This is a genomic window from Pseudomonadota bacterium (assembly GCA_016195085.1).
Taxonomy (GTDB): Bacteria; Pseudomonadota; Alphaproteobacteria; order SHVZ01; family SHVZ01; genus JACQAG01.
Window position 1 is genome coordinate 105985 of record JACQAG010000042.1, and the last position, 21117, is coordinate 127101.

Genomic DNA, 21117 nt, shown 5'->3' on the forward strand with positions numbered 1-21117 from the left:
GAAGGATCCGCCGGCTAGGCGGGTTGGGCGAGAGCGGCCTGGGCCTGTTCCACCAAGCTCTTAAACGAGGCCGGCTCGCGGATCGCCAAATCCGAGAGCACCTTGCGGTCGAGCTCGATGCCGGCCTGCTTCAGGCCCGCCATGAACTTCGAATAGGTCAAGCCATGGGCGCGAACCCCGGCATTGATCCGTTGGATCCACAGCGCGCGGAAGTCGCGCTTGCGGTTGCGCCGGTCGCGATAGGCATAGCGCAGCGCCTTCTCAACCTTTTCCAGCGCGATCCGATAGTTGGTCGCATTGCGGCCGCGGAACCCCTCGGCCAGCTTCAGGACCTTCTTGTGCCGTGCGTGGGCGGTCACACCCCGTTTGACGCGTGCCATGGCAGCTTCTCCCGGCTATAGGCCGTTGGGCAGGAAGAACTTGCGCACGCGCGGCATGTCGCGCTCGCTCATCACTTCCGGTCCGCGCGCCTGGCGCTTCATTTTCTGGGGGCGATTGCTGAGCCCATGGCGCTTGCGCGACGGGTTGAGCTTGATCTTGCCAGTGCCGGTCATCGAGAAGCGCTTCTTGGCGCCGCTCTTGGTCTTCATCTTGGGCATTTCAAACCCTTTCTCTGGGGTTGGAGGCGGCCTGGGGGTGGACTTGTCGGAGGGGGTGGGGACCACCCCCTCCGGGACCTCCCCGGAGAGCCGCAACACATCGGCCAGGCATGCCCGATTTATGAGCCCGGTCGCGACGGAGCGCAGGGTTATAGCGGCGGGACGGGCTTAAGGCAAGCCTGGAGACCGGGCTTGGGGCAACAAAACCGGGCCGGAACCCGGGGTATTGGCGCCCGCCCGGGGCATTCGCTTGGGCGTTGGGCTGACCTCCCCAAAGTCCCCGAAGCGACACAGAGGGGCGTATCTCAACCGAGCGCCGCCTCGATCGCGCCCACGAGCTGCCGAGCGAGGCAGCGATAGCCCCATTGGCTCATGTGCAGCCGGTCCGGGTGGACAAGCTCGGCTTCCGTCGCCTGGCCCGAGCCGACCGTAGACGGCCGGCTCGCCGTCATACGTCTAATTGCGGATATAGTGCTCAAGCTGATCGATGACAAATTTCTGATCGGCGATGATGCTGTTGACCAGATCGCCGATTGAAACGATGCCGCCGATTTTCGACCCATCAGCCACGGGAAGATGACGCACGCGATTCTTGGTCATGACGGCCATGCATTCTTCAACGGTTTGTTCTGGCCGCGCAACGAGGACATGAGTTTGCATTATCTCTTCGACCATCGTCGTCGGGGAGGACTTCCCTTTCAGGAACACATTCCGAGCATAGTGTCTCTCGGTGACGAGGCCGATGAGCTTGTCTCCCTCCATCACCAACAATGAGCCCACGTCGTTGTCCGCCATTTTCCTGATGGCATCCAACACCGTGGCGCCCTTGTGGATTGAATGAATCTTGTGACCTTTCTGATCGAGCAGCTGTTTGACCGTCGTCATTGGCCAACTCCCGGAAGGATCTGTCTTTATAAATTGGGATCCGACTCGGCCCTTCGAGCATTAACCCAAATCAAGGGCTTTTCGGTTTCATGCCAACCGGGATTCCCCCGTTGGACGGTCTGGACGGCCGCACCGACGGAGACCGCACCACTTTTCGGTCTCCTCCGCAACTTGAATTTCCCCCGGAGCTTGCAAGTGCGGCTTGATGTCAGTGGCGGAAGGTCGACGGATCGTCGATCTTGCCGGCAACCGGCAACTTCGTCATGTCTTTATCGTCTTTGATAGTGGCTGCGGGCGGCGGCGGCCAAGCAGCATAGCGGAGGCAACGATGGATTGGCTGAGCGTCGGGCCGGCGGTGGCGACCGCCTTTCTAGGCTCGCTGGTGGAGGCGGTGGAGGCGCTCACCATCGTCTTGGCGGTCGGCACCGTGCGCGGCTGGCCGCCGGCGCTCCTGGGTGCGGCCGGCGGCCTCGCGGCGCTCGCCCTCATCGTGCTGCTCTTGGGTCCGGCCTTGTCCTCGGTGCCGCTGTCGCTCCTGCAGCTCCTGGTCGGCACCTTGCTGCTCCTCTTCGGCATGCGCTGGTTGCGCAAGGCGATCTTGCGGGCTTCCGGCATCGTGGCCCTCCATGACGAGGATGCGGCCTATGCCGAGGAGACCAGCCTCCTGCGCGCCGAGCGCGTGCGCCGGATCGCCGGCTGGGATGCGGTGGCCGTGGTCACCACCTTCAAGGCCACTATGCTGGAAGGGCTCGAGGTGGTGTTCATCGTGATTGCGGTCGGCGCCTTCGGCCAGCTGCTCGTGCCCGCCAGCCTCGGCGCCTTGGCCGCCTGCCTGCTGGTGGTCGTCGTCGGCATCATGCTGGCGCGGCCCTTGGCACGGATCCCGGAGAACACCCTTAAATTCGCCGTCGGCGTGCTGATCTCCGCCTTCGGCACGTTCTGGGTCGGCGAGGGAATGGGCCTCTCCTGGCCCGGCGACGATCTCGTCATCCCGGTCCTGGCGCTGGTCCTGCTGGCGGTGGCGCTGGGCTCGGTGGCGCTCGCCCGGCGCATCGTCTCGGCGCCGGCCGAGCCGGAGGCGCGAACCCTGGGTTCGGGGAGCGCCCGCCATGGCTAGCCTCTTGGCCGGGCTCAGCGAGCTCCTCGGTCTCTTCGTCGACGATGGCAGCCTCGCCGTGGGCTTGCTCGTGTGGCTCGCCGTGGTCGGGCTGCTGGCGCCAAGAGCCCCGCTCGGCGCCGAGGCGATGGCGGCGATCCTGTTTCTCGGCTGCCTTGCCATCCTCATCGAGAATGTGCGCCGCACGGCGCAGCGCCGTCGGAAGGGTTGATCCGAAGTCCGGCCGTTGGCCAAACCCTAGGAGGCGAGGCCGGCGCGCTCCTTCAGCCCTTCCTTGCCGTATTGCAGCACCTGCACCTTCTCCAAGGTGACCAGCCCGCTCTGCATCATCCGGTCGAGGACCGGCAGGAATCCCCTGATCTTGGCCTCGGTGTCGACGATCTCGACGACGATCGGCAGGTCGTAGGATAGCCGCATGATCTTCGCGGTATGGAGCCGGCTGGAATGGCCGAAGCCCATCGGCCCGCGCAGCACGGTGGCACCGGCGAGATGCACCTCGCGCGCCTTCAGCACGATGGCTTCGTAGAGGGGCTGATGCTCGAAGCGATCGTTCTCGCCGAAGAAGATCCTGAGCAAGACCGCGTCCTTGGGAATCTGCATCGTTTCCTCCCGGGAAGGTGCCGGCGCTAATCCGCTTTTTGTCCGAGCTCGGCCGTTGCTGTCGCCGTCGCCGCAGTCGGCAAAGAAGCCGCTTCATCCTCGACGCCAGCCGGCAGCAGATGCCTCGGCAAATAGAAGGCATTGGCAATCAGCGTCGGTGCGACGGCGCTGGCGACCACCGCTGCGACCAAGGCCGAATATTGCGATTGGTCGATGATGCCGTGCGCGAGGCCGAAGAGCGAGGAGATCGTGCCGAAGGTAAGCCCGGTCGACATCATCAAAGTCGTGTAGATGCCCTCCTGGCGAGGCGATCCGAAAGCCCGCGCGGTCGGATAGACGCCGACGAACTTGGTCGCGAGCTTGACGACCAGCATCACCAGGAAGGCAGAAGGTGCCGCGATCAGAGCCGGCAGGGAGACGAACGAGCCGGCGCGGATGAAGTAGAACGGCGTCAGGAAGCCGAAGCACAAGGTCCGGAGCCTGCGGATCAGGATATGGTCCTTGCCGACGCTGCCGGCGAGGATCATGCCGATGAGATAAGACGGCAGCACCGCCTCGCTGTCGGCCCAGGTCGCCAGCGCCCCCAGTCCAAACAGCAGCAGCAAGAGGTATTTGGTTTCGAGCTCGGAGGGGCGGCCGCCGTAGCGCCGGAAGAACTCCGTGGTGAACCACGGCAGGATCGCCAGCGCGGCGATGACGGCGGCAAGGAAGATCAACGTCCTCAGCGTGAACGGGGCGAAGATGAGGCCGAGCGCCAGCACCGTGCCGAGATCGGTGATGAAGCATGCCGCCAGCACGACCTTGCCATAGTCGGTGGCGTTGAAGCCGAATTCGAGCATGACCGCGTACACCACGGCGACCGAGGTCGTGGACATGGCCACACCGGCGAGCCAGCTCGCTATCGGATCCCAGCCGAGGAGGTAGCGCGCGGCCGCCGTGCAGCCGAGGAAGGGTGCAAGGAAGCTGATGAAGCCGATAGCCCCGGCCTCCTTCCAGCGCGCTCGGAACACAACCGGGTCCAGCTCGGCGCCGGCGAGGAAAGTGAGCACGATGGCTCCGGTCCCGGAGAGGAATCTGATCCAGGTCTCGTCCGTGCCGAGGATGGCGGCGCCGATCGCCGCCCCGATGATGAGCTGCGCGATGGTGCCGACGACGATCTCGGAAAGCGCGGTCGCGATCCTGAGCCAAATGGATATGAGCGTCGCTACGAGCGCCAGCCCGAGCCACAGCGCAGCCTGGGTCCAAATCTGAGTCATGGTGACCTCACATCCGTTTCGGGCGGCGGGCCACAAAAAACCCGCCGGCTTGGCGGGTCGTCATCGACCTCCCTCCGCCATCTTGCGCGGTAGGAGTCATCAGCCTCTCTAGGCAGTTATCGGGGAACTCCATCCCCATCCATCACGCCAAGACTTAGCATCCTGCGGTTGGGATTTCCAGACGGCCCTAGGAAGCTCGGTTGCGCGCCCTGGCTCTCGACCGCCGGCCGATGCAGATGGCTAGCGGCTTCGGCTGCGATCGTGATCAAGTAGGCGATGCCGGCAGAGGACGGCGGCAGCGGAGAGTCGGAAGGACATGAACTATCTCTGGGTGGCGCTCGGCAGCGCCTTGGGGGGCACGGCGCGCTATTGGGCTTCGGGGTTCATCGCCTCCCAGTTCGGCGAAACCTTCCCCTGGGGCACCATCATCGTCAACGTGACCGGCTCTTTCGTCATCGGCCTCTTCGGCGCCCTCGGGCTGCCGGAGGGGCGCTTCATTCTCGATCCCTCCCTGCGTATCTTCGTCATGGTCGGAATCTGCGGCGGCTATACGACATTTTCTTCCTTCAGCCTGCAGACGCTCAACCTCGTGCGCGACGGCGAATGGCTCTATGCCGGCGCCAATATTCTCTATTCGGTCGTGCTGTGCCTGGTCGCCGTGTGGCTCGGCCATGTCGCCGGCCAAGCCATCAACCGCTAGCTGCTGCCGGTTGACGCTGGCGGTGTAGCGTCCATGATGCTCGAGTGTGATCGAGGAGGTGACGATGGACTCCGCGACTGAGCTCGAAGGACGCGCCGCCGCCCTGGTGGACGAGGCGCGGCTCTGGCGCCGGCACATGGAGATGGCGAAGCTGGGCGCCACGCCCAAGGGCGGGGTCCGGCGTCCGGCCCTCACCTCCGACGACAACCGGGCCCGGGCGCTCCTAGCCGAATGGGGTGCGGCAATCGGCTTCACCAGCGCCATCGACCCCATCGGCAATTTCTTCGTGCGCCGCGAGGGGAGCGAGGCGACGGCGCTGCCGGTGGTGAGCGGCTCGCACACCGACACCCAGCCCTCCGGCGGCAAGTTCGACGGCATCTATGGGGTGCTGGCGGCCTTGGAAGCGATGGAGGCGATCGAGCGCGCGGGCATCAAGACCCGTCGGCCGATCGAAGCGGCGGTGTGGACCAGCGAGGAGGGCGGATCCAGGTTTCAGCTGGGCTGCCTCGGCTCCAGCGTGTTCGCCGGCGCCACACCCTTGGCCGATGCGCTCGCCGCCAAGGACTATGACGGCGTCAGCGTCGCGACCGCGATCGAAGAGACCAGGCGCGCGGTGCCGATGGCGGCCGACCGCGCGCTTGGATTCCCGCTCTCGGCCTTCGTCGAGGCGCATATCGAGCAGGGACCGGAGCTGGAAGCGGTGGGGAAGACCATCGGCATCGTCACCGTCATCCAGGGCGCCCGCCGTTTCCTCATCGAGGTCACCGGCGAGGACGGGCATGCCGGCACGGTCAAGCGGGCGTTGCGCAAGGATGCGTTCCTCGCCGCCATCCGCATGGCCGCCGCGCTCGAGCGGCATTTCCATGACCCCGAAGACGTGGTGCGCTTCACCATCGGGCGCTTCGTGGTGACGCCCAATGCACCCGCGGTCATTCCCGGCCGCGTCATCTTCACCGTCGACTTCCGCCACCCCGAGCCTTCGGTCCTGGACCGTCTGGGCGACGGTGTGGCCCGGATCTGCGAAGCGGCGAAGGGGCCTTGCGGGGTCAAGGTCGAGCAGACTTCGGCCACCAAGCCGGTACACTTCTCCGGCCTGGTGCCGGACCTGGTCGAAGCCGCGGCCCGGCGCCTCAAATTGCCGGCGATGCGCATGCTCTCAGGCGCGGGCCACGACTCGATCTATCTCAATCGCTGCTGCCCGACCGGCATGATCTTCGTGCCCTGCGAGAAGGGGATCAGCCATAGCGAGATCGAGAACGCCGCACCGTCCGACCTCGCCGCCGGCGCCCGGGTGCTGGCCGAGGTCTTGGTCGAGCTCGCCAACCGTCCCGATTGAGAGCGGGATCGCTAGCGGAAAATCGCCTCTCGATCGCCCCACCGAGGATGCCATCGGCAAATAATCTGTTAGAGTGGTTCACATGGTCTGATCATGCCGGACAGCGATCACGGGGCTCCTCCTGATGGCAGGCGCGAATAGGGCGAGCGCAGGCAAGAGGCCTCGGGTCCGGGCAAGGCTTCTTCTCGTCCTCGCTGCCCTCTGGCTCCCGGCGCTTGCCGTCTCGGCCCAGGACATCCGCTTCTTCCGCATCGGCACCGGCCCCATCGGCGGCGCCAATTTCGCCATCGGCGGCCTCTTGGCCGGCGCCATCTCCAATCCCCCCGGCAGCCGCGAGTGCGAGCGCGGCGGCAGCTGCGGCGTGCCCGGCCTCATCGCGGTGGCGCAGGCCACCGCCGGTTCGGTGGAGAATGTCGAGAAGATCGGCAAGGGCCAGCTCGATGGCGGCTTGACCCAGGCGGACATCGCCTTCTGGGCCTATTACGGCGCCGGCCTCTATACGCCGGCCGGCGCCATTCATGAGCTGCGCGCCGTGGCCAATCTCTACGCCGATTTCGTCCATCTGGTGGTGCGCGCCGACAGCCCGATCAACACGGTGGCCGATCTCCGCGGCAAGCGCGTGTCCCTGGGCGAGCCCGGCTCGGGCACGCTCGTCGATGCGCAGATGGTGCTGAGAGCCTTTCGCATCGAGGAAGCGTCCCTGCAGCCGAGCTATCTGCGCGTGGGCGAATCCCTGGATCGCATGCTGGCGGGCGAGCTCGATGCCTTGTTCCAGGTCGGCGGCGTGCCCACGGCCGACATCGCCGAGCTGGCCCAGCGCCTGCCGGTGCGCCTGGTGCCGATCGCCGGCCCGGAGATCGACGCCTTGCGCGCCTCCCAGCCCTTCTTCACCGAGGCGACGATCCCCCAGGACGCCTATAAGGGTGTGAGCCAGCCGGTCGCCACCATCGCCACCGGCGCCTTGTTCGTCGTCTCCTCGAAGGTGGACGACGACACCGTCTTCGGCATCGCCAAGGCGCTCTGGCACAAGAACACCCGTGCCGTCTTCGACAACGGTCCACCCGAGGCCAAGCGCATTCAGCTCGGCAACGCGCTTTCCACCGTGCCGATCCCGCTCCATCCCGGCGCCGAACGCTACTACCGCGAGGCGAAGCTCTTGGAGTAGGCGATTCTGCGGCGATTGCCGTTGCGGCCAGCGCTTGCGCCGGCCCCCTCGCCTCGGCTACGGATGACGGCGATGCCTGCCAAAGCCGACAAGGCCGCCGAACGCAGCTTGGTGCGGGTCCGCCGGGCCCTCATCTCGGTCTCCGACAAGACCGCGCTGGTCGAGATCGGCCAGGCGCTGGTCAAGCTCGAGATCGAGATCATATCCACCGGCAACTCGGCCAGGACCATGCGCGAGGCGGGTCTCGCCGTGATCGAGGTCGCGGACTACACCGGATTTCCCGAGATGATGGATGGGCGGGTGAAGACGCTGCATCCGAAGATCCATGGCGCCATCCTCGGTCGCCGCGACCTCGAGGAGCATCGCCGGCAGATGGCGGCGCATGGCATCGAGCCGATCGACCTCGTCATCTCCAATCTCTATCCCTTCGAGGCGACGGTCGCAGCCGGCGAGGGCTTCGATGCCTGCATCGAGCAGATCGATATCGGCGGCCCGGCGCTCATCCGCTCGGCGGCGAAGAACCATGCCTTCGTCGCAGTAGTGACCGAGCCCCAGGACTATCCCTCGCTCCTGGACGAGCTTTCCAAGCGCGACGGCTCGACCACGCTCGCCTATCGGCGCTGGCTGGCAGGCCGTGCCTACGCCCATACCGCCGGCTACGATGCGGCGATCGCCGGCTTCATGGCGCGCTCGGGCAAGGACAGCTTCTCCGAGCGCCTGACCTTGACCTGGCGGCGGCGCCAGATCCTGCGCTACGGCGAGAATCCGCATCAGGAAGCGGCCCTCTATGTCGGCGGCGAGAGCCGGCCCGGCGTCGCCAACGCCCGCCAGGTGCAAGGCAAGGAGCTCAGCTACAACAATCTGAACGACACCGATGCCGCCTTCGAGCTGGTGGCCGAGTTCGAGCGGCCGGCAGTGGCGATCATCAAGCATGCCAATCCCTGCGGCGTCGCCGTCGCCGACTCGCTGGCCGAGGCCTACAAGCGCGCGCTCGCCGCCGATCCCGTCAGCGCCTATGGCGGCGTGATTGCCGTCAACCGGCCCTTGGACGAGGCGACCGCAAACCTAGTGGCCAAGCTCTTCGCCGAGGTCGTGATCGCGCCCGAGGCGGATCAGGCGGCCTTGGCGGCACTGGCCGGCAAGAACCAGCTCCGGCTCTTGCTGACCGGCAGCATGCCCGATCCGGCCGGCAAGGGCGTAACGCTGAGGTCGATCGCCGGCGGCGTGCTGGTGCAGACGCGCGATGCGGCGCGCGCGCTGAAGGACGAGGTGGCGGTGGTGACCAAGCGGGCGCCGAGTGCGGCCGAGCTCGACGATCTCTTGTTCGCCTTCACCGTGGCCAAGCACGTCAAGTCGAACGCCATCGTCATGGCCAAGGGCGGGGTCACGGTGGGGATCGGCGCCGGGCAGATGAGCCGGGTCGATTCCTCACGCCTTGCGGCCGAGAAGGCCGGCGAGATGGCGAAGGCCGCAGGCGAGGAGAAGAGCCGGGCTCAGGGTGCGGTCGCCGCCTCCGATGCGTTCTTTCCCTTCGCCGACGGGCTGCTGGCGCTGGCGGATGCCGGGATCGGCGCCGTCATCCAGCCCGGCGGCTCCAAGCGCGACGACGAGGTGATCAAGGCCGCCGAAGAGTGCGGCCTCGCCATGGTCTTCACCGGAAGGCGGCACTTCCGGCATTAGGAATGTGCAAGGGGGAGGAATGGTGCGGCGCGCTCACTCTCCTGCTCCCTCCCCCTTGACGGGGGAGGGCAGGGGATAGGGTGTTTGCTGGCAAAGAAGAAGCGCTGGCCACCCGATCCTAGTAAATTATCTATAGGTGAGGATACGCGGAGCCTGGCTTTGAAGCGATCAAGCAGAAACTCAATTAGGCCTGCTGCTCATCGACCCCCGGTTGCGGACGAACAGCGACTCGCCGCCGTGCTCACAAAGCTGCGACGCTCTTCCGGCAGTCTTCAGCACATGGGGGTTCGCCACATCGTCGTCTTCGGCTCGACCGCGCGTGGCGAGGCCGCGCCCGACAGCGATGTCGACCTCGCTATCGACATCGATCCGAAGCTAGAGATCGATCTTTTCGACCTTGCCGGTATCGTCGGCGCAATCCGCGAGCTCTTGGACATGCCCGTGGATGTGGCACGATTCAACCGATTGATCCCGGGGGTCGCTCGCGCGGTCGCCCGCGACGGGATTTGTGCGTTCTAGCGCGGTCCATCCTGCTCGGCCACCCCCTCCCCTGCCCTCCCCCGTCGAGGGGGAGGGAGTAAGAGAGGGCGAGCACGTGCCTGCGCTCACATCTTCTCGACGTTCCACCAGACGATCGAGTCGGGGACCGCGATCAGGCCCTTCAAGGTATCGCGATAGGCGACCGGCGAGCTCCACTGGCCGTAGGGGATGTAGACCACCACCTCCATCGCCCGCTTCTGGATCGCCTCGGCGACCTTCTGCCGCTCGGGCAGGCTGCGCGCCAGCGCCCATTGGGTGCGCAGCTTCTCCACCTCTGCATCGCACGGCCAGCCGAACCAGGCCTTGTCGCAGCCGGCCGAGATGGCGATGTGGAAGGCGGGATTGGAGGCCTCGAGCCCGCCCGATGAGGTGTGGAAGGCACTCCAGCCGCCCTGACCCGGCGGCTCCTTCTTCGCCCGGCGGGTGACCAGGGTGCCCCAATCCATGGCATCGATCTGCACGTTGATCCCGGCCTTCTTCATCGCCGCGGCCAGCACCAGATTGGCGGCATGGAAGCGCGGGCGTTCGGCCGGGTCGAGCAGCACCACCAGCTCGCCCTTGTAGCCGGCCTCGGCCAGCAAGGCCTTCGCCTTGGCGATGCGCTCATTCTCCGGCAAAGTCGACAAGAGCGCCTCGGCGCCGGCTTCGCTGCCCATGGAGGAGCCGCAGACCAGAAGCGCGCCGCAAACTTTCATCAGCTGCGGATCGCCGATCATCGCCTGCAGATAGTCCTTCTGATTGACCATCCACAGCACGGCTTGGCGCGCCTTGGGATTGTTGAAGGGCGGCTGCAGGTGATTGAGGCGAAGGATGCCTTCGGTGCCGAGCGGATTTAGAGTCTCGACCTTGACGCCCTTGGCCGCACGCAGCATCGGCAACAGATCGGTGGGCGGCTGTTCGAAGAAATCCACCTCGCCCCGGGTCAAGGCCGAGGCGGCGGTCTGCGGGTCCGGCATGACCACCCACTCGACCCGGTCCGCCTTCGCCACCTTGCCGCCGGCGATGCCGCTCGGCGGCTCCGCCCGCGGCACGTAGTCGGTGTTCTTGAGGTAGACGATCTTGCTGCCGGGGACCCATTCCTCCTTGGCGAACTTGAACGGGCCGGAGCCGATCACGTCGGGAATCTGCTGGAACGGATCGGTCATCGCCAGCCGCTTCGGCATCATCGCCGCCACATTGGCGCTGGGCTTGGCGAAGGAGTCGAGCACCAGCCCATAGGGCTCGCTCAAGGTGAGCTTGAAGGTCTTGGCGTCGACCGCGGCCAGATCCCGGGTCAGCTTCATCAGCTGCTGGCCGGCGCCGTCGCGCACTCCCCAGCGCTTGAGCGAGAGCACGGCGTCTTCGGCGGTCACCGGCTGGCCGTCATGCCATTTCAGCCCGTCGCGCAAGGTGAAGGTGTAGGTGAGCCCGTCCTCGCTCAAGCTCCATTGGCCGACCATCTGCGGCTTCGCCGCCAGGTCCTTGTCCATGGCGAACAGCATGTCGAAGACCATCATGCTGTGAAACGAGGTGATGTCGGCGGTGTTGAAGATCGGATCGAACACCTTCACATCCGCCTGCATCACCGCGCGGATGGTCTTGTTCGCGTCCTGCGCCTGGCTGGGCGCGCTTGATCCCGCCAGCAGCAATGCCGCGCCGGCGGTCGTTGCCAGGAGCCTCACGCCTCCCTCAGCGAGTTGCCTCATAGCTTTCTCCGATCGTGTTCGAAAGGGCACGCCTGTTTCGTGCCCGGGATGGGACTCTAGACCTCGGCGATCCCGCCCGTCCACGCGACTTTCTGATCGGAAAAAGCAATCGCAGAGGGGCTAACGATCCTCGGCCTGTGCATGGCTCACCACCTTGCGGGTCAAGGTCGGCAAGCCCTGGGTCTGGAGGGCTTCTTCGCTGACCCAAAGGCCGGCTCCGGCCGCGCGGACCTTGACGTGCGCCGCCAGCACCGTGAGCTCGAGGCGGAAATGGGTGAAGCCGTGGCTGACCACGCCCGGCAGCGCGCGCCATTTGGCGCTGAAGGGTGCCTGCGGGACGGCCTCGTCCCGGGTCCAGCCCGCCTGGCGCCATTCCGTCGAAGGCACCTCCAACATGCCGCCGAGTACGCCTTTCGGCGGCCGGCGGCGCAGGAGAACGGCCCCGTCGGCGCGCACCGCCCAGAATGCGACACCCTGCCGGAGCGGCCGCTCGCGCTTGGGCGCCCGGGCCGGCAGCGTCGCGGCGATGCCGCGCTCAAAGCCCAGGCACATTGCCTGCAGCGGACAGAGCATGCAGCGCGGCCGCGCCGGCACGCAGATGGTGGCGCCCAGATCCATCATCGCCTGCGCGAAATCGCCGGCGCGGGCATCGGGGGTGAGGCCTGCCGCCAGCCGGGTCAGATGCGCCTTCGCTCCCGGCAACGCCTCCTCGACCGCAAAGAGCCTGGCCACCACGCGCTCGACATTGCCATCGACGACGGTCGCCTTCTCTTCGAAGGCGATGGCGGCGATCGCGGCGGCGCTGTAGCGGCCGATGCCGGGCAGAAGCAGGAGCTCCGCTTCGTTCGAAGGAAATCGTCCGCCATGCTGCCCGGCGATCAGCCGGGCGCAGGCATGGAGATTGCGGGCGCGGGCGTAGTAGCCGAGCCCGGCCCACAAGCCGAGCACCTCTTCAAGGTCCGCCGCGGCCAGCGCCTTCACATCCGGCCAACGGGCAAGGAAGCGCTCGAAATAGGCGCCCACCACCGGCACCGTCGTCTGTTGCAGCATGACCTCGCTCAGCCACACGCGATAAGGATCGGCCGCTTCGCCGGGGCCGGCGCGCCAGGGCAGCTTGCGGGCATGACGGTCGTACCAGGCAAGAAGCGTCGGCGCGATCGGCGGCGTAAGATTGGGCGCTGCCATGGCGAGCGGACTATAGAGGCAAGTGTCCCGCCCCTGAAATTCGTCGGCAAATTTCGGAATCATCACACTCTAGGGACGGCCCGACAAAAACCGCTTCCAGGAGGCGCCACCTTTCCGCCATATGGCCGGTACAGGCTGAGCCGGCGAGAGCAGCCCTTGGGAACGGGTGGAGCATGGCCGCAGCGAAGAAGGAAATGGCCGTAGCGAAGAACCTAGAGGCGCCCCGCCGCGGCGGGCTGCGCGCCATCGGCGCCACCCTGCCGCAGGCAACCCGCGATGCGATCGGCCGCCGCGGCTTCGTCGAGGCACGGTTGATGCTCGACTGGTCCGCCGTGGTGGGCGAGGCGATGGCGCGCCACACGCTGCCGGAGAAGCTGAGCCGCGCGCGGGGCGGGGAGGCGGGCGGCAGCCTCTCGGTGCTGGTCGACGGCGCCTTCGCCTTGGAGCTGCAGCACCTGGCGCCGTTGGTGGTCGAGCGGGTCAATATGTATTTCGGCTATGAGGCGGTCGCCCGCCTCAAGCTGCGCCAAGGTCGGGTGCCCACGGCGCCGAGCCGCCGGCGCCCGAAGCCGGCCGCCCTTGCCCCGGAGATGGCCCGGGACCTCGCCGAATGGCTGGGCCGGATCGGCGACCCGGACCTGCGTGCGGCACTCGACCGCTTGGGGCGTTCGGTGCTGGCACCCCGCCGTCGCCCTTGAGCCCGGGCCAAGGCCGGTCCTATACTCCGCCCGCGCCACGGGGCAGGGGCTATATTTAGTGGATAGGAGGTATTTTTGCGTCGCCGTACCCCAGCAGTTGTAGGTCTAATCGTGATGCTGGCCCTGCTTACCGGGCTGCCGGCCAGCGCCCAGGAGGTGCCCCTCGAGCAGGCCTTGGCCGAGCGCACCCTCGGCAAGGCGGATGCCGCCATCACCATCATCGAGTTTGCCTCTCTCACCTGCCCCCATTGCGCCGCCTTCGACAAGGAGACCCTGCCGAAGCTGAAGGCGGCCTATATCGACACCGGCAAGGCCAAGCTGGTGTTCCGCGACTTCCCCTTGGACGGGCTGGCGCTCCGGGCGGCGGCACTCGCCCGCTGCGCGCCGGCCGACCGTTACTTCCCGATGCTCAACATCCTGTTTCAGCAGCAGGACTCCTGGAGCCGCGCCAAGGATCCCCTGGATGCGCTCGCCAAGATCGGGCGGCTCGCCGGCATGAGCCAGCAAACCATCGATGCCTGTCTCAAGAGCGACAAGCTCATGGACGGTGTGGTCAACATCCGGCTCGAGGCCGAGCGGCAGTTCAAGATCGAGTCGACACCGACCTTCGTCATCAACGGCACCAAGATCAGCGGCGCCCAGCCCTTCGAAGAGTTCGACCGGGTGCTGAAGCCTCTGGCGAAGCCATGATCGTGGAATAGGGGCGCACTCTCGGTGCAGTTCGTCAGCCTCCGGGTGTCCGGTTTCAAATCCTTCGTCGAGCCGACAGAAGTCACCATCGAGCCAGGGCTGACCGGCGTGGTCGGTCCGAATGGCTGCGGCAAGTCGAACCTGGTCGAGGCGCTGCGCTGGGTCATGGGCGAGAACTCGCCCCGAAGCATGCGCGGCGACGAGATGGACGACGTGATCTTCAAGGGCACCTCCCAACGTCCCAACCGCAACCAGGCCGAGGTCGTGCTCAAGCTCGACAATGGCGACCGCAAGGCGCCGGCCTTGTTCAACGATTATGACGACCTCGAGGTGAGCCGAAAGATCGAGCGCGGCCATGGCTCGCTCTACCGCGTGAACGGCCGCGAGGTCAGAGCCCGCGACGTGCAGCTCTTGTTCGCCGACGCCGCGACCGGCGCTCACTCGACCGCACTGGTGAGCCAGGGCCGCATCACCCAGCTCGTCAACGCCAAGCCGGCCGAGCGGCGCCTGCTCCTGGAAGAGGCGGCCGGCATCAGCGGCCTGCATTCCCGCCGGCACGAGGCGGAGCTCAGGCTGCGCGCGGCGGAGGCCAACCTCGCGCGCCTGGACGACGTGCTGATTGCCCTCGACGGCCAGCTGCATGGCTTGAAGCGGCAAGCCCGCCAAGCCAGCCGCTATCGCAACATCGGGGCGCAGATGCGCCGGCTGGAAGCCCAGCTGGCGCATCAGCGCTGGCAGGCGCTGTTGGCCGAGCGCCAGGCGGCGGCCGATCGCTTGGCCGAGGCCGAGCGCGTGGTGGCGGATCTGACCGGACGGGTGGCATCGGCCAGCACCGCCCAGGCCGAGGCGGCCGGGAGCCTGCCGGGTTTGCGCCATGCCGAAGCCGAGGCGGCCGCGGCGCTGCACGCGGTGCGTCGCGCCGAGGCGGAGCTGGCGGCCGAAGAGAAGCGCGTCGGCGACGCAAGGCGCGAGGCCGAGACCCGGCTCCAGGAGATCGCGGCCGATCTCGCCCGCGAGGCCGAGCTTGCCGATGACGCGCGCGCCGCCCTCGCCCGCATCGAGCGCTTGCGCCAAGAGCTGACCCTGGCCCAGGTGGGTGAGGGCGAGGCCATGGCAGCGGCCGCGTCCAGGCTCGCCAAGGAAGGCGAGGCGGTCATGCAGGCCGAGGCGGGCTTGGCCGCGCTCGCAGAGCGCATCGCCGTCGCCGAGGCGGAGCACGCGGCACGGACCCGCGAGCTGGAGGCGGTGCGCCAGCGTTTGACCCGACTGGCCGAGGAGGCAGCCGAGGTCGACGAAGAGCGCCAGAGCCTCGCCGCCGGCAGCGACGCCGAAGCGGTCTTGGCAGCGGCAGCGGCGGCAACCAAGGCGGCCGAGGAGCGGCTCGAGGCGGCGAGTGCGGCGGCCGAAGCGGCCGAGCAGCAGCGCCTGGCGGCGAGTGCGGTCGAGGCCGGCGCGCGCGAAGCCTTGCAGCAATCCGATGCGGTGCTGTCCCGACTCGCCGCCGAGGCCGCCGCCTTGCGCGAGCTTCTGGCGGTCGGCCGGATCTCCGATTTGCCGCCGCTCATCGATAAGATCGCAGCCCAGCCCGGCTACGAGGCCGCCTTGGGTGCTGCCCTCGGCGAGGACGTGAACGCGCCCGCCGCCGAGGACGCGCCGGTGCGCTGGCGCATCCTGCCGCCGCTGGCCTTGGTGCCGGCCCTGCCCGCGGGCGTGGAAACCCTCGATCGCTTCGTTGAAGCACCGCCTGAACTGGCGCGCCGGCTCTCGCAGATCGGGCTCGTCGCCGATGCCGCTGAGGGTGCGCGGCTGCAGAGCGAGCTCAGGCCCGGCCAACGCCTGGTCAGCCGCGAGGGCGATCTCTGGCGCTGGGACGGCTATGCCGTTGCCGCCGGTGCCGCCCCCCAGGCGGCCACCAGGCTGAAGCAGAAGAACCGCCTGATCGTGCTCGATGCCGAGCTGGAACGCGCCCAGGCGAGCCGCGACCGCGCCGCCGAAGTGCTGGCCGCGGCGCGGGCGGATGAGCAGGCGGCCTCGGCCGGGGATCGTCAGCAGCGCGAGGCGGCGCGGGCGGAGCTTGCCGCTCTCGCCGGAGCGCGCGATGCGGAATCGGCGCTTCGGCGCGGCTTGTCCGAAGTCGCTTCCCGGCTGGCGACGCTGGCCGACCGGGCCCAGCGGATCGCTGCCGACCAGAGCGAGGTGGAGGCGCGGCGCGGTGCGGCGGCGACGGCGCTGCTCAGGATTGGCGATCTCGCCCCTCTGCGCCTGGAGCTGGCCGATCGTCGCGCCGGGCTCACCCATTTGCGGCTCGGCCTCGATCAGGCAAGGGGAGAACGCGACCGGCTGGCGGCCGAGGTAAGCGAGCGCCGGCGCCGGCTGGAGGCGCTGGGATCCGATGGCGAGTCCTGGCGTTCCAGGGAAGCCGGCGCCGCCGAGCGCCAGGCGCGTCTCTCCGAGCGGCAGCGTCTGGTCACGGGCGAGATCGAGCGGCTTGCCTTGCGCCCGGCGGAGCTCGCCGAAGAGCGGGCCAAGATCCTGGAAGCGATCGGCGCCGCCGAGCAGGCGCGGAGCCTGGCTGCCGACACGCTGGCGACCGCGGAAGCGACGCTGGCCCAGGCCGACCGCGCCTTGCGCCTGGCCGAGCGCGAGCTGGCCGAGGCCAGGGAAGCGCGCGTGCGCCTGGAGGCACAGCTGGGCCAGGCGGACGAGGCGGTCAAGCATCTCGCGCAGCAGATCCGCGAGCGGCTGGAATGCCTGCCCGAGCGGGTCTTGGAGCTGGCGGAGCTCCGCCAAGACGAGGTGCCGCGCGGCGCGGAGGAGCTGACCGACAAGCTCGAGCGCCTGACCCGGGAGCGCGATGCCATCGGCCCGGTCAATCTCCGCGCCGAGCAGGAGATGGAAGAGCTCGACACCCAGATCGAAGGGCTGAAGACCGAGCGCACCGACCTCGTGAACGCCATCCAGCGCCTGCGTCACGGCATCTCGGAATTGAACCGCGAAGGCCGGGAAAGGCTGCTCGCCTCCTTCGAGCAGGTGAACAAGCATTTCGGCGAGCTCTTTACCCGGCTCTTCGGCGGCGGCCGGGCCTTCCTCAAGCTGACCGACAGCGAGGATCCCTTGGAGGCGGGGCTGGAGATCCTGGCGAGCCCGCCCGGCACCAAGCTGCAGGTCCTGTCCTTGCTGTCGGGGGGCGAGACCACCTTGACCGCCTTGGCGCTGCTGTTTGCCGTGTTCCTGACCAACCCGGCGCCGATCTGCGTCTTGGACGAGGCCGATGCCGCCCTCGACGACGCCAATGTCGACCGCTTCTGCACCCTCCTCGAGGATATGGCGCGCGGCACCGGCACGCGCTTCCTGGTGATCACCCATCACCGCATGACCATGGCCCGCATGCATCGCCTCTATGGCGTGACCATGGTCGAGCGCGGGGTCTCGCAGATGGTCTCGGTCGACCTCGGCGAGGCCGAAAAGCTGCGCGCCGTCGGCTGAGCCGAAGCCCCGAAAAACCCGAGGAAATTCGGGCCTTGCAGCCTTGCTGCGGCGGGGAGTTGCGGCTTGACAGGCAAGGGGCCACCTCCCTATGGTGGCGCCGCTTTCGGGGGCTGGGGGCCACGGGAGCGAGGGGCTTTCGCGCCAAGGAGCCATGCCGGAGCCGAAGCACCCTTTGTCGCTGGATGAGCTGGAGAAACGCCTCGCGGCGGTTCGCGGCCGGGACGACAACAGGGAGGGCGTCGGCGAGCGGTCGGGCGGGTCGATGTCCCAGGCGCTGGGCTTGGCCTTTCGCGCCGGGGTGGAGCTGGTCGCGGCCTTCGTGGTCGCTCTCGGCATCGGCTGGCTGATCGACTCCTGGCTCGGCACGAAGCCGTGGTTCCTGTTGGTGTTCTTCTTCCTTGGTACCGCAACCGCCTTTATGAACGTGATGCGAGTCGTCAAGGGCATGGGGCTCGCGGTCGGCTTTCCTGGAGCCAAGGGGAAGGGGCCTGAGGACGACGCGTCGTCCGAGGACAAGCGGGGTTAGGCGTCGGTGCACAGTCCGATCGAGCAATTCCAGATCAAGCCGCTGATCGCCTTGCATGTCGGCGGCCACGATCTCGCCTTCAGCAATTCTTCGCTGTGGATGGTGGTGGCGCTCCTGGTGCTGATGGCGTTCTTCGTGGCGGCCACTGCCAAGGCTGCCGTGGTGCCCGGCCGGCTGCAGAGCACGGCCGAGCTCGCCTACGAGTTCATTGCCGGGATGGTCCGCGACAATGTGGGCGAGGCGGGAAAGCCATTCTTCCCCTTCGTGTTCACCATCTTCACCTTCATCCTTGCCGGCAATCTTCTGGGTATGGTGCCCTACAGCTTCACCTTTACCAGCCACATCATCGTCACCTTCTCGCTCGCCATCGTCACCTTCCTCGGCGTGACCTTGGTCGGGCTCGTCCTGCATGGGCTGCACTTCTTCAGCTTCTTCGTGCCGAAGGGCGTGCCGGTGTTCATGCTGCCCTTGATGGTGGTGATCGAGGTGCTGTCGTATTTGACGAGGCCCATCAGCCTGTCGGTCCGGCTGTTCGCCAACATGATGGCCGGCCACACCATGCTGAAGGTGTTCGCCAGCTTCACCATCATGCTGGGAATTTTCGGCGTGGCGCCGATCGCCATCAACGTGGCGCTGACCGGCTTTGAAATTCTGGTCGCGCTCCTGCAGGCCTATGTGTTCGCGGTCCTGACCTGCATCTATCTCAACGACGCGATCCACCTGCACTGAGCTCAACGGAAAGGAAGAAGACCCATGGATCTCGCAAGCGCAAAGATGATCGGAGCCGGGCTGGCGGTCATCGCCTTGGCCGGCGTCGGCGCCGGCATCGGCAACATCTTCGCCTCGCTGGTCGCCTCGATTAGCCGCAACCCGGCCTCCCGCGGCGAGGTCTTCCCCTTGGGCATGCTGGGCTTCGCCTTGACCGAAGCCGTCGCGCTGTTCGCGCTGCTCATCTCCTTCCTCATCCTGTTCACCTGAGCCAAGGCGTCTTGGCCGGCATGGAAAGCATGAGGCGCATCGCGCTCAGGCTTGCGGCTTGTGCCTGCGGCCTCTTGGCCTCGGCGGCGATCGCGGCCGAGCATGAAAAGGGCGGTCTGCCACAGCTCGATGCCCATGGCTTTCCCGGCCAGATCTTCTGGCTCGCGGTCACCTTCATCCTCTTCTACGTCTTCGTCGCGCGCGTGGCGCTGCCGCGCATCGGCAAGACCTTGGCGGCGCGCGCCCTGCGCATCCAAGGGCAGATCGCCGAGGCGGAGCGGATAAAGAATGCGGCCGCCGCCGCTCTCGCCGATTACGAGAAAGCGCGCGCCGATTCCCGCGCCAAGGCGCAGGCGGAAGTGAACGCCGCCTTGCAGCTTGCGGCAACGGAAGCGGCCAAGCGCGAGGCGGTGCTTGCCCAGAGCTTGGGCGCGGAGACCAAGAAGGCGGAAGCCCGCCTGGCCGAGGCCAAGGCCGAGGCGATCCGCAATCTGGGCGCGGTCGCCCTCGAGGTGACGCGGCTCGCCGCCGAGCGGCTGATCGGCGTCAATCTCGCCGAGGGAGAAGCCAAGCGCGCCGTCGACAGCGTGCTGGCCGAGCGGGGACGCTGATGTTCTCCGAGCCGGAATTCTGGGTCGCGGTCGCCTTCGTCCTCTTCGTCGCCCTGGTGGGGCGTCCGGGGGCGCGCTTCATCACCACCGCGCTCGACGACCGGGCGACGGCGATCCGCCAGGAGATCGAAGCCGCGAGCCGGCTTCGCGCCGAGGCGGAAGCGACCCTGGCGGACTACAAGAAAAAACACGCCGAAGCGCTCCAGGAGGCCGCGGCGATCCTGGCCCACGCCAAGAGCGAGGCCCGGCGCCTGCAAGCCGAGGCCGGCGAGCAGGCCGAGCTGCGCCTCAAGCGGCGCGAGGCCCAGGCGCATGAGAAGATCGCCCAGGCCGAGGCGCAGGCTTTGAAAGAGGTGCGCGACCTCGCCGTCGACCTCGCGGTCGCCGCCACCAGGCGGGTGCTCGCCGAGAAGATCGTCGGCGCGTCGGCCGATCAGCTCGTCGACAAGGCCATCGCCGAGCTGCCGTCGAAGCTGCACTCCTAGATCCCTCCGTTTGCACGGCAGATTTTCTTCCCGCCACCGCTTGCATTTGACCGATCGTGCGTTTGTAGCTACAGTTATGTAGTTACGAACGCGAGGTGTCTTGCGCTGGATCTGGGACCCGGAGAAGAACCGGGCCAATACCCGAAAGCATGGGATCAGCTTCGAAACTGCCCGGCTGGTCTTTGGAGATCCGCTGGCGATGTCGAGGCCGGACCCTTCCGCTGAGGACGAACGCTGGCAGACCGTAGGCTCGATTGGTCGCGTCGTCGTCTTCGTCGTGCATATCTGGCCGGAACCAGATCGCCATGGTGATGAAGAGATCGGCCGCATCATCAGCGCTCGCAAGGCAACCTCGCACGAAAGGAAGGCGTATGAAGACGCGTGGCTCTAGCAGGCTTACGAGGAAGCAGAGCGCTGAGCTCATGGCGCTCGCCGGAATGCCCGAGGATCAAATCGACAAAAGCGATATGCCCGAGGTTAGAGACTGGTCGGGGGCCAAACGGGGCTTGCTTTATCGCCCGATAAAAAAGCAGCTCACGCTCAGGATCGACGCCGACGTCATTGCTTGGTTCAAGGATCACGCGCCCAGGGGCGAGGGCTATCAGACGGATATGAACCGTGCCCTCCGCGAATATATCAAGCGCCGCTCACGTCTCTCTAAGGCGAGCTAGTCTGCTCATGAGAAAGCAGCGCACGGAACTCGCAGCGCTCGCCGAGAAGATCGTTGGCACCTCCGTCGACCAGCTCGTCGACTAGGCCGAACTTTACCCTGTGTTTTGCGATAAGCGCTTGAGCTGTTTGACTGTCTGCGGCTTTTCGGCTGCTTTTGTGTCCATGTAGATAGAGGGATATTACTTGACATGGCGCCAGCTTGGTGATTCAAGCTCGTCAT

25 protein-coding genes are annotated in these 21117 nt (G+C 67.0%); 17 read left to right on the plus strand and 8 right to left on the minus strand.

Going from position 1 to position 21117, the window contains the following annotated elements:
* Window positions 1-14 precede the first annotated feature (14 nt).
* The 4 genes from rplT to HY058_13350 all read right to left on the minus strand — a co-directional run bounded on the left by rplT (window position 15) and on the right by HY058_13350 (window position 1484).
* Window positions 15-380, minus strand: coding sequence for a 50S ribosomal protein L20 (rplT, locus tag HY058_13335; protein ID MBI3498281.1), 366 nt, complete (start codon window positions 378-380; stop codon window positions 15-17).
* A gap of 15 nt (window positions 381-395) precedes the next feature.
* Window positions 396-599, minus strand: coding sequence for a 50S ribosomal protein L35 (gene rpmI, locus HY058_13340; protein MBI3498282.1), 204 nt, complete (start codon window positions 597-599; stop codon window positions 396-398).
* A gap of 305 nt (window positions 600-904) precedes the next feature.
* The gene (locus HY058_13345; protein ID MBI3498283.1) at window positions 905-1051 is read right to left on the minus strand and encodes a hypothetical protein; all 147 of its coding nucleotides are present in this window, start codon (window positions 1049-1051) and stop codon (window positions 905-907) included.
* A 4-nt stretch (window positions 1052-1055) separates the two neighbouring features.
* Window positions 1056-1484 carry a CBS domain-containing protein gene (locus tag HY058_13350; GenBank protein ID MBI3498284.1) on the minus strand — a complete coding sequence of 143 codons (429 nt, stop codon included), beginning with the start codon at window positions 1482-1484 and terminating at the stop codon, window positions 1056-1058.
* A 328-nt stretch (window positions 1485-1812) separates the two neighbouring features.
* On the opposite strand from HY058_13350, the gene HY058_13355 reads away from it, so the two are divergent.
* Together HY058_13355 and HY058_13360 are read left to right on the plus strand one after the other, a co-directional pair.
* Window positions 1813-2601 (plus strand): TMEM165/GDT1 family protein, encoded by a 789-nt coding sequence (locus HY058_13355; GenBank protein ID MBI3498285.1) that lies wholly within the window; start codon window positions 1813-1815, stop codon window positions 2599-2601.
* Complete coding sequence (locus tag HY058_13360; protein MBI3498286.1) at window positions 2594-2812, plus strand: hypothetical protein; 219 nt, start codon at window positions 2594-2596, stop codon at window positions 2810-2812. Before HY058_13355 ends, HY058_13360 begins: the two co-directional genes overlap by 8 nt.
* 26 nt (window positions 2813-2838) lie before the next feature.
* On the opposite strand, the gene HY058_13365 is transcribed toward HY058_13360, so the two are convergent.
* Both HY058_13365 and HY058_13370 read right to left on the minus strand, forming a co-directional pair.
* Window positions 2839-3201, minus strand: coding sequence for a DUF190 domain-containing protein (locus tag HY058_13365; GenBank protein ID MBI3498287.1), 363 nt, complete (start codon window positions 3199-3201; stop codon window positions 2839-2841).
* A gap of 26 nt (window positions 3202-3227) precedes the next feature.
* Window positions 3228-4457: a cation:proton antiporter gene (locus HY058_13370; GenBank protein ID MBI3498288.1), complete on the minus strand. Its 1230-nt coding sequence runs from the start codon at window positions 4455-4457 to the stop codon at window positions 3228-3230.
* A gap of 316 nt (window positions 4458-4773) precedes the next feature.
* Here HY058_13370 and crcB point away from each other — a divergent pair, with 316 nt between their 5' ends.
* The 5 genes from crcB (at window position 4774) to HY058_13395 (ending at window position 9857) form a co-directional block, all read left to right on the plus strand.
* Window positions 4774-5157, plus strand: coding sequence for a fluoride efflux transporter CrcB (crcB, locus tag HY058_13375; GenBank protein ID MBI3498289.1), 384 nt, complete (start codon window positions 4774-4776; stop codon window positions 5155-5157).
* Window positions 5158-5221: 64 nt separating this feature from the next.
* A complete protein-coding gene (locus tag HY058_13380; protein ID MBI3498290.1) occupies window positions 5222-6493 on the plus strand; it encodes a hydantoinase/carbamoylase family amidase in 1272 nt (423 codons plus the stop codon).
* A gap of 124 nt (window positions 6494-6617) precedes the next feature.
* Window positions 6618-7658, plus strand: a complete 1041-nt coding sequence (locus HY058_13385) for a TAXI family TRAP transporter solute-binding subunit (protein MBI3498291.1) — start codon at window positions 6618-6620, stop codon at window positions 7656-7658.
* A 72-nt stretch (window positions 7659-7730) separates the two neighbouring features.
* A complete protein-coding gene (purH, locus tag HY058_13390) occupies window positions 7731-9338 on the plus strand; it encodes a bifunctional phosphoribosylaminoimidazolecarboxamide formyltransferase/IMP cyclohydrolase (protein ID MBI3498292.1) in 1608 nt (535 codons plus the stop codon).
* An 84-nt stretch (window positions 9339-9422) separates the two neighbouring features.
* A complete protein-coding gene (locus tag HY058_13395; protein MBI3498293.1) occupies window positions 9423-9857 on the plus strand; it encodes a nucleotidyltransferase domain-containing protein in 435 nt (144 codons plus the stop codon).
* Between the two features lie 86 nt (window positions 9858-9943).
* On the opposite strand, the gene HY058_13400 is transcribed toward HY058_13395, so the two are convergent.
* Both HY058_13400 and mutY read right to left on the minus strand, forming a co-directional pair.
* Window positions 9944-11563 carry an ABC transporter substrate-binding protein gene (locus HY058_13400; GenBank protein MBI3498294.1) on the minus strand — a complete coding sequence of 540 codons (1620 nt, stop codon included), beginning with the start codon at window positions 11561-11563 and terminating at the stop codon, window positions 9944-9946.
* Between the two features lie 120 nt (window positions 11564-11683).
* A complete protein-coding gene (gene mutY / locus HY058_13405; GenBank protein MBI3498295.1) occupies window positions 11684-12748 on the minus strand; it encodes an A/G-specific adenine glycosylase in 1065 nt (354 codons plus the stop codon).
* Window positions 12749-12921: 173 nt separating this feature from the next.
* Here mutY and HY058_13410 point away from each other — a divergent pair, with 173 nt between their 5' ends.
* The 10 genes from HY058_13410 to HY058_13455 all read left to right on the plus strand — a co-directional run bounded on the left by HY058_13410 (window position 12922) and on the right by HY058_13455 (window position 20896).
* On the plus strand, window positions 12922-13446 hold the full coding sequence (locus HY058_13410; protein MBI3498296.1) for a DUF721 domain-containing protein: 525 nt from the start codon (window positions 12922-12924) through the stop codon (window positions 13444-13446).
* A gap of 114 nt (window positions 13447-13560) precedes the next feature.
* Window positions 13561-14136, plus strand: coding sequence for a DsbA family protein (locus tag HY058_13415; GenBank protein ID MBI3498297.1), 576 nt, complete (start codon window positions 13561-13563; stop codon window positions 14134-14136).
* A gap of 24 nt (window positions 14137-14160) precedes the next feature.
* On the plus strand, window positions 14161-17622 hold the full coding sequence (smc, locus tag HY058_13420; protein MBI3498298.1) for a chromosome segregation protein SMC: 3462 nt from the start codon (window positions 14161-14163) through the stop codon (window positions 17620-17622).
* Between the two features lie 154 nt (window positions 17623-17776).
* Window positions 17777-18151, plus strand: coding sequence for an AtpZ/AtpI family protein (locus HY058_13425; protein MBI3498299.1), 375 nt, complete (start codon window positions 17777-17779; stop codon window positions 18149-18151).
* A 6-nt stretch (window positions 18152-18157) separates the two neighbouring features.
* Window positions 18158-18880 carry a F0F1 ATP synthase subunit A gene (locus HY058_13430; protein MBI3498300.1) on the plus strand — a complete coding sequence of 241 codons (723 nt, stop codon included), beginning with the start codon at window positions 18158-18160 and terminating at the stop codon, window positions 18878-18880.
* Between the two features lie 24 nt (window positions 18881-18904).
* Window positions 18905-19129 carry a F0F1 ATP synthase subunit C gene (locus tag HY058_13435; protein ID MBI3498301.1) on the plus strand — a complete coding sequence of 75 codons (225 nt, stop codon included), beginning with the start codon at window positions 18905-18907 and terminating at the stop codon, window positions 19127-19129.
* Window positions 19130-19158: 29 nt separating this feature from the next.
* Window positions 19159-19740 (plus strand): F0F1 ATP synthase subunit B', encoded by a 582-nt coding sequence (locus HY058_13440; GenBank protein ID MBI3498302.1) that lies wholly within the window; start codon window positions 19159-19161, stop codon window positions 19738-19740.
* On the plus strand, window positions 19740-20225 hold the full coding sequence (locus HY058_13445) for a F0F1 ATP synthase subunit B (protein ID MBI3498303.1): 486 nt from the start codon (window positions 19740-19742) through the stop codon (window positions 20223-20225). Before HY058_13440 ends, HY058_13445 begins: the two co-directional genes overlap by 1 nt.
* Before the next feature lie 100 nt (window positions 20226-20325).
* The gene (locus HY058_13450; GenBank protein MBI3498304.1) at window positions 20326-20616 is read left to right on the plus strand and encodes a BrnT family toxin; all 291 of its coding nucleotides are present in this window, start codon (window positions 20326-20328) and stop codon (window positions 20614-20616) included.
* The gene (locus HY058_13455) at window positions 20597-20896 is read left to right on the plus strand and encodes a BrnA antitoxin family protein (GenBank protein ID MBI3498305.1); all 300 of its coding nucleotides are present in this window, start codon (window positions 20597-20599) and stop codon (window positions 20894-20896) included. Before HY058_13450 ends, HY058_13455 begins: the two co-directional genes overlap by 20 nt.
* Window positions 20897-21117 lie beyond the last annotated feature (221 nt).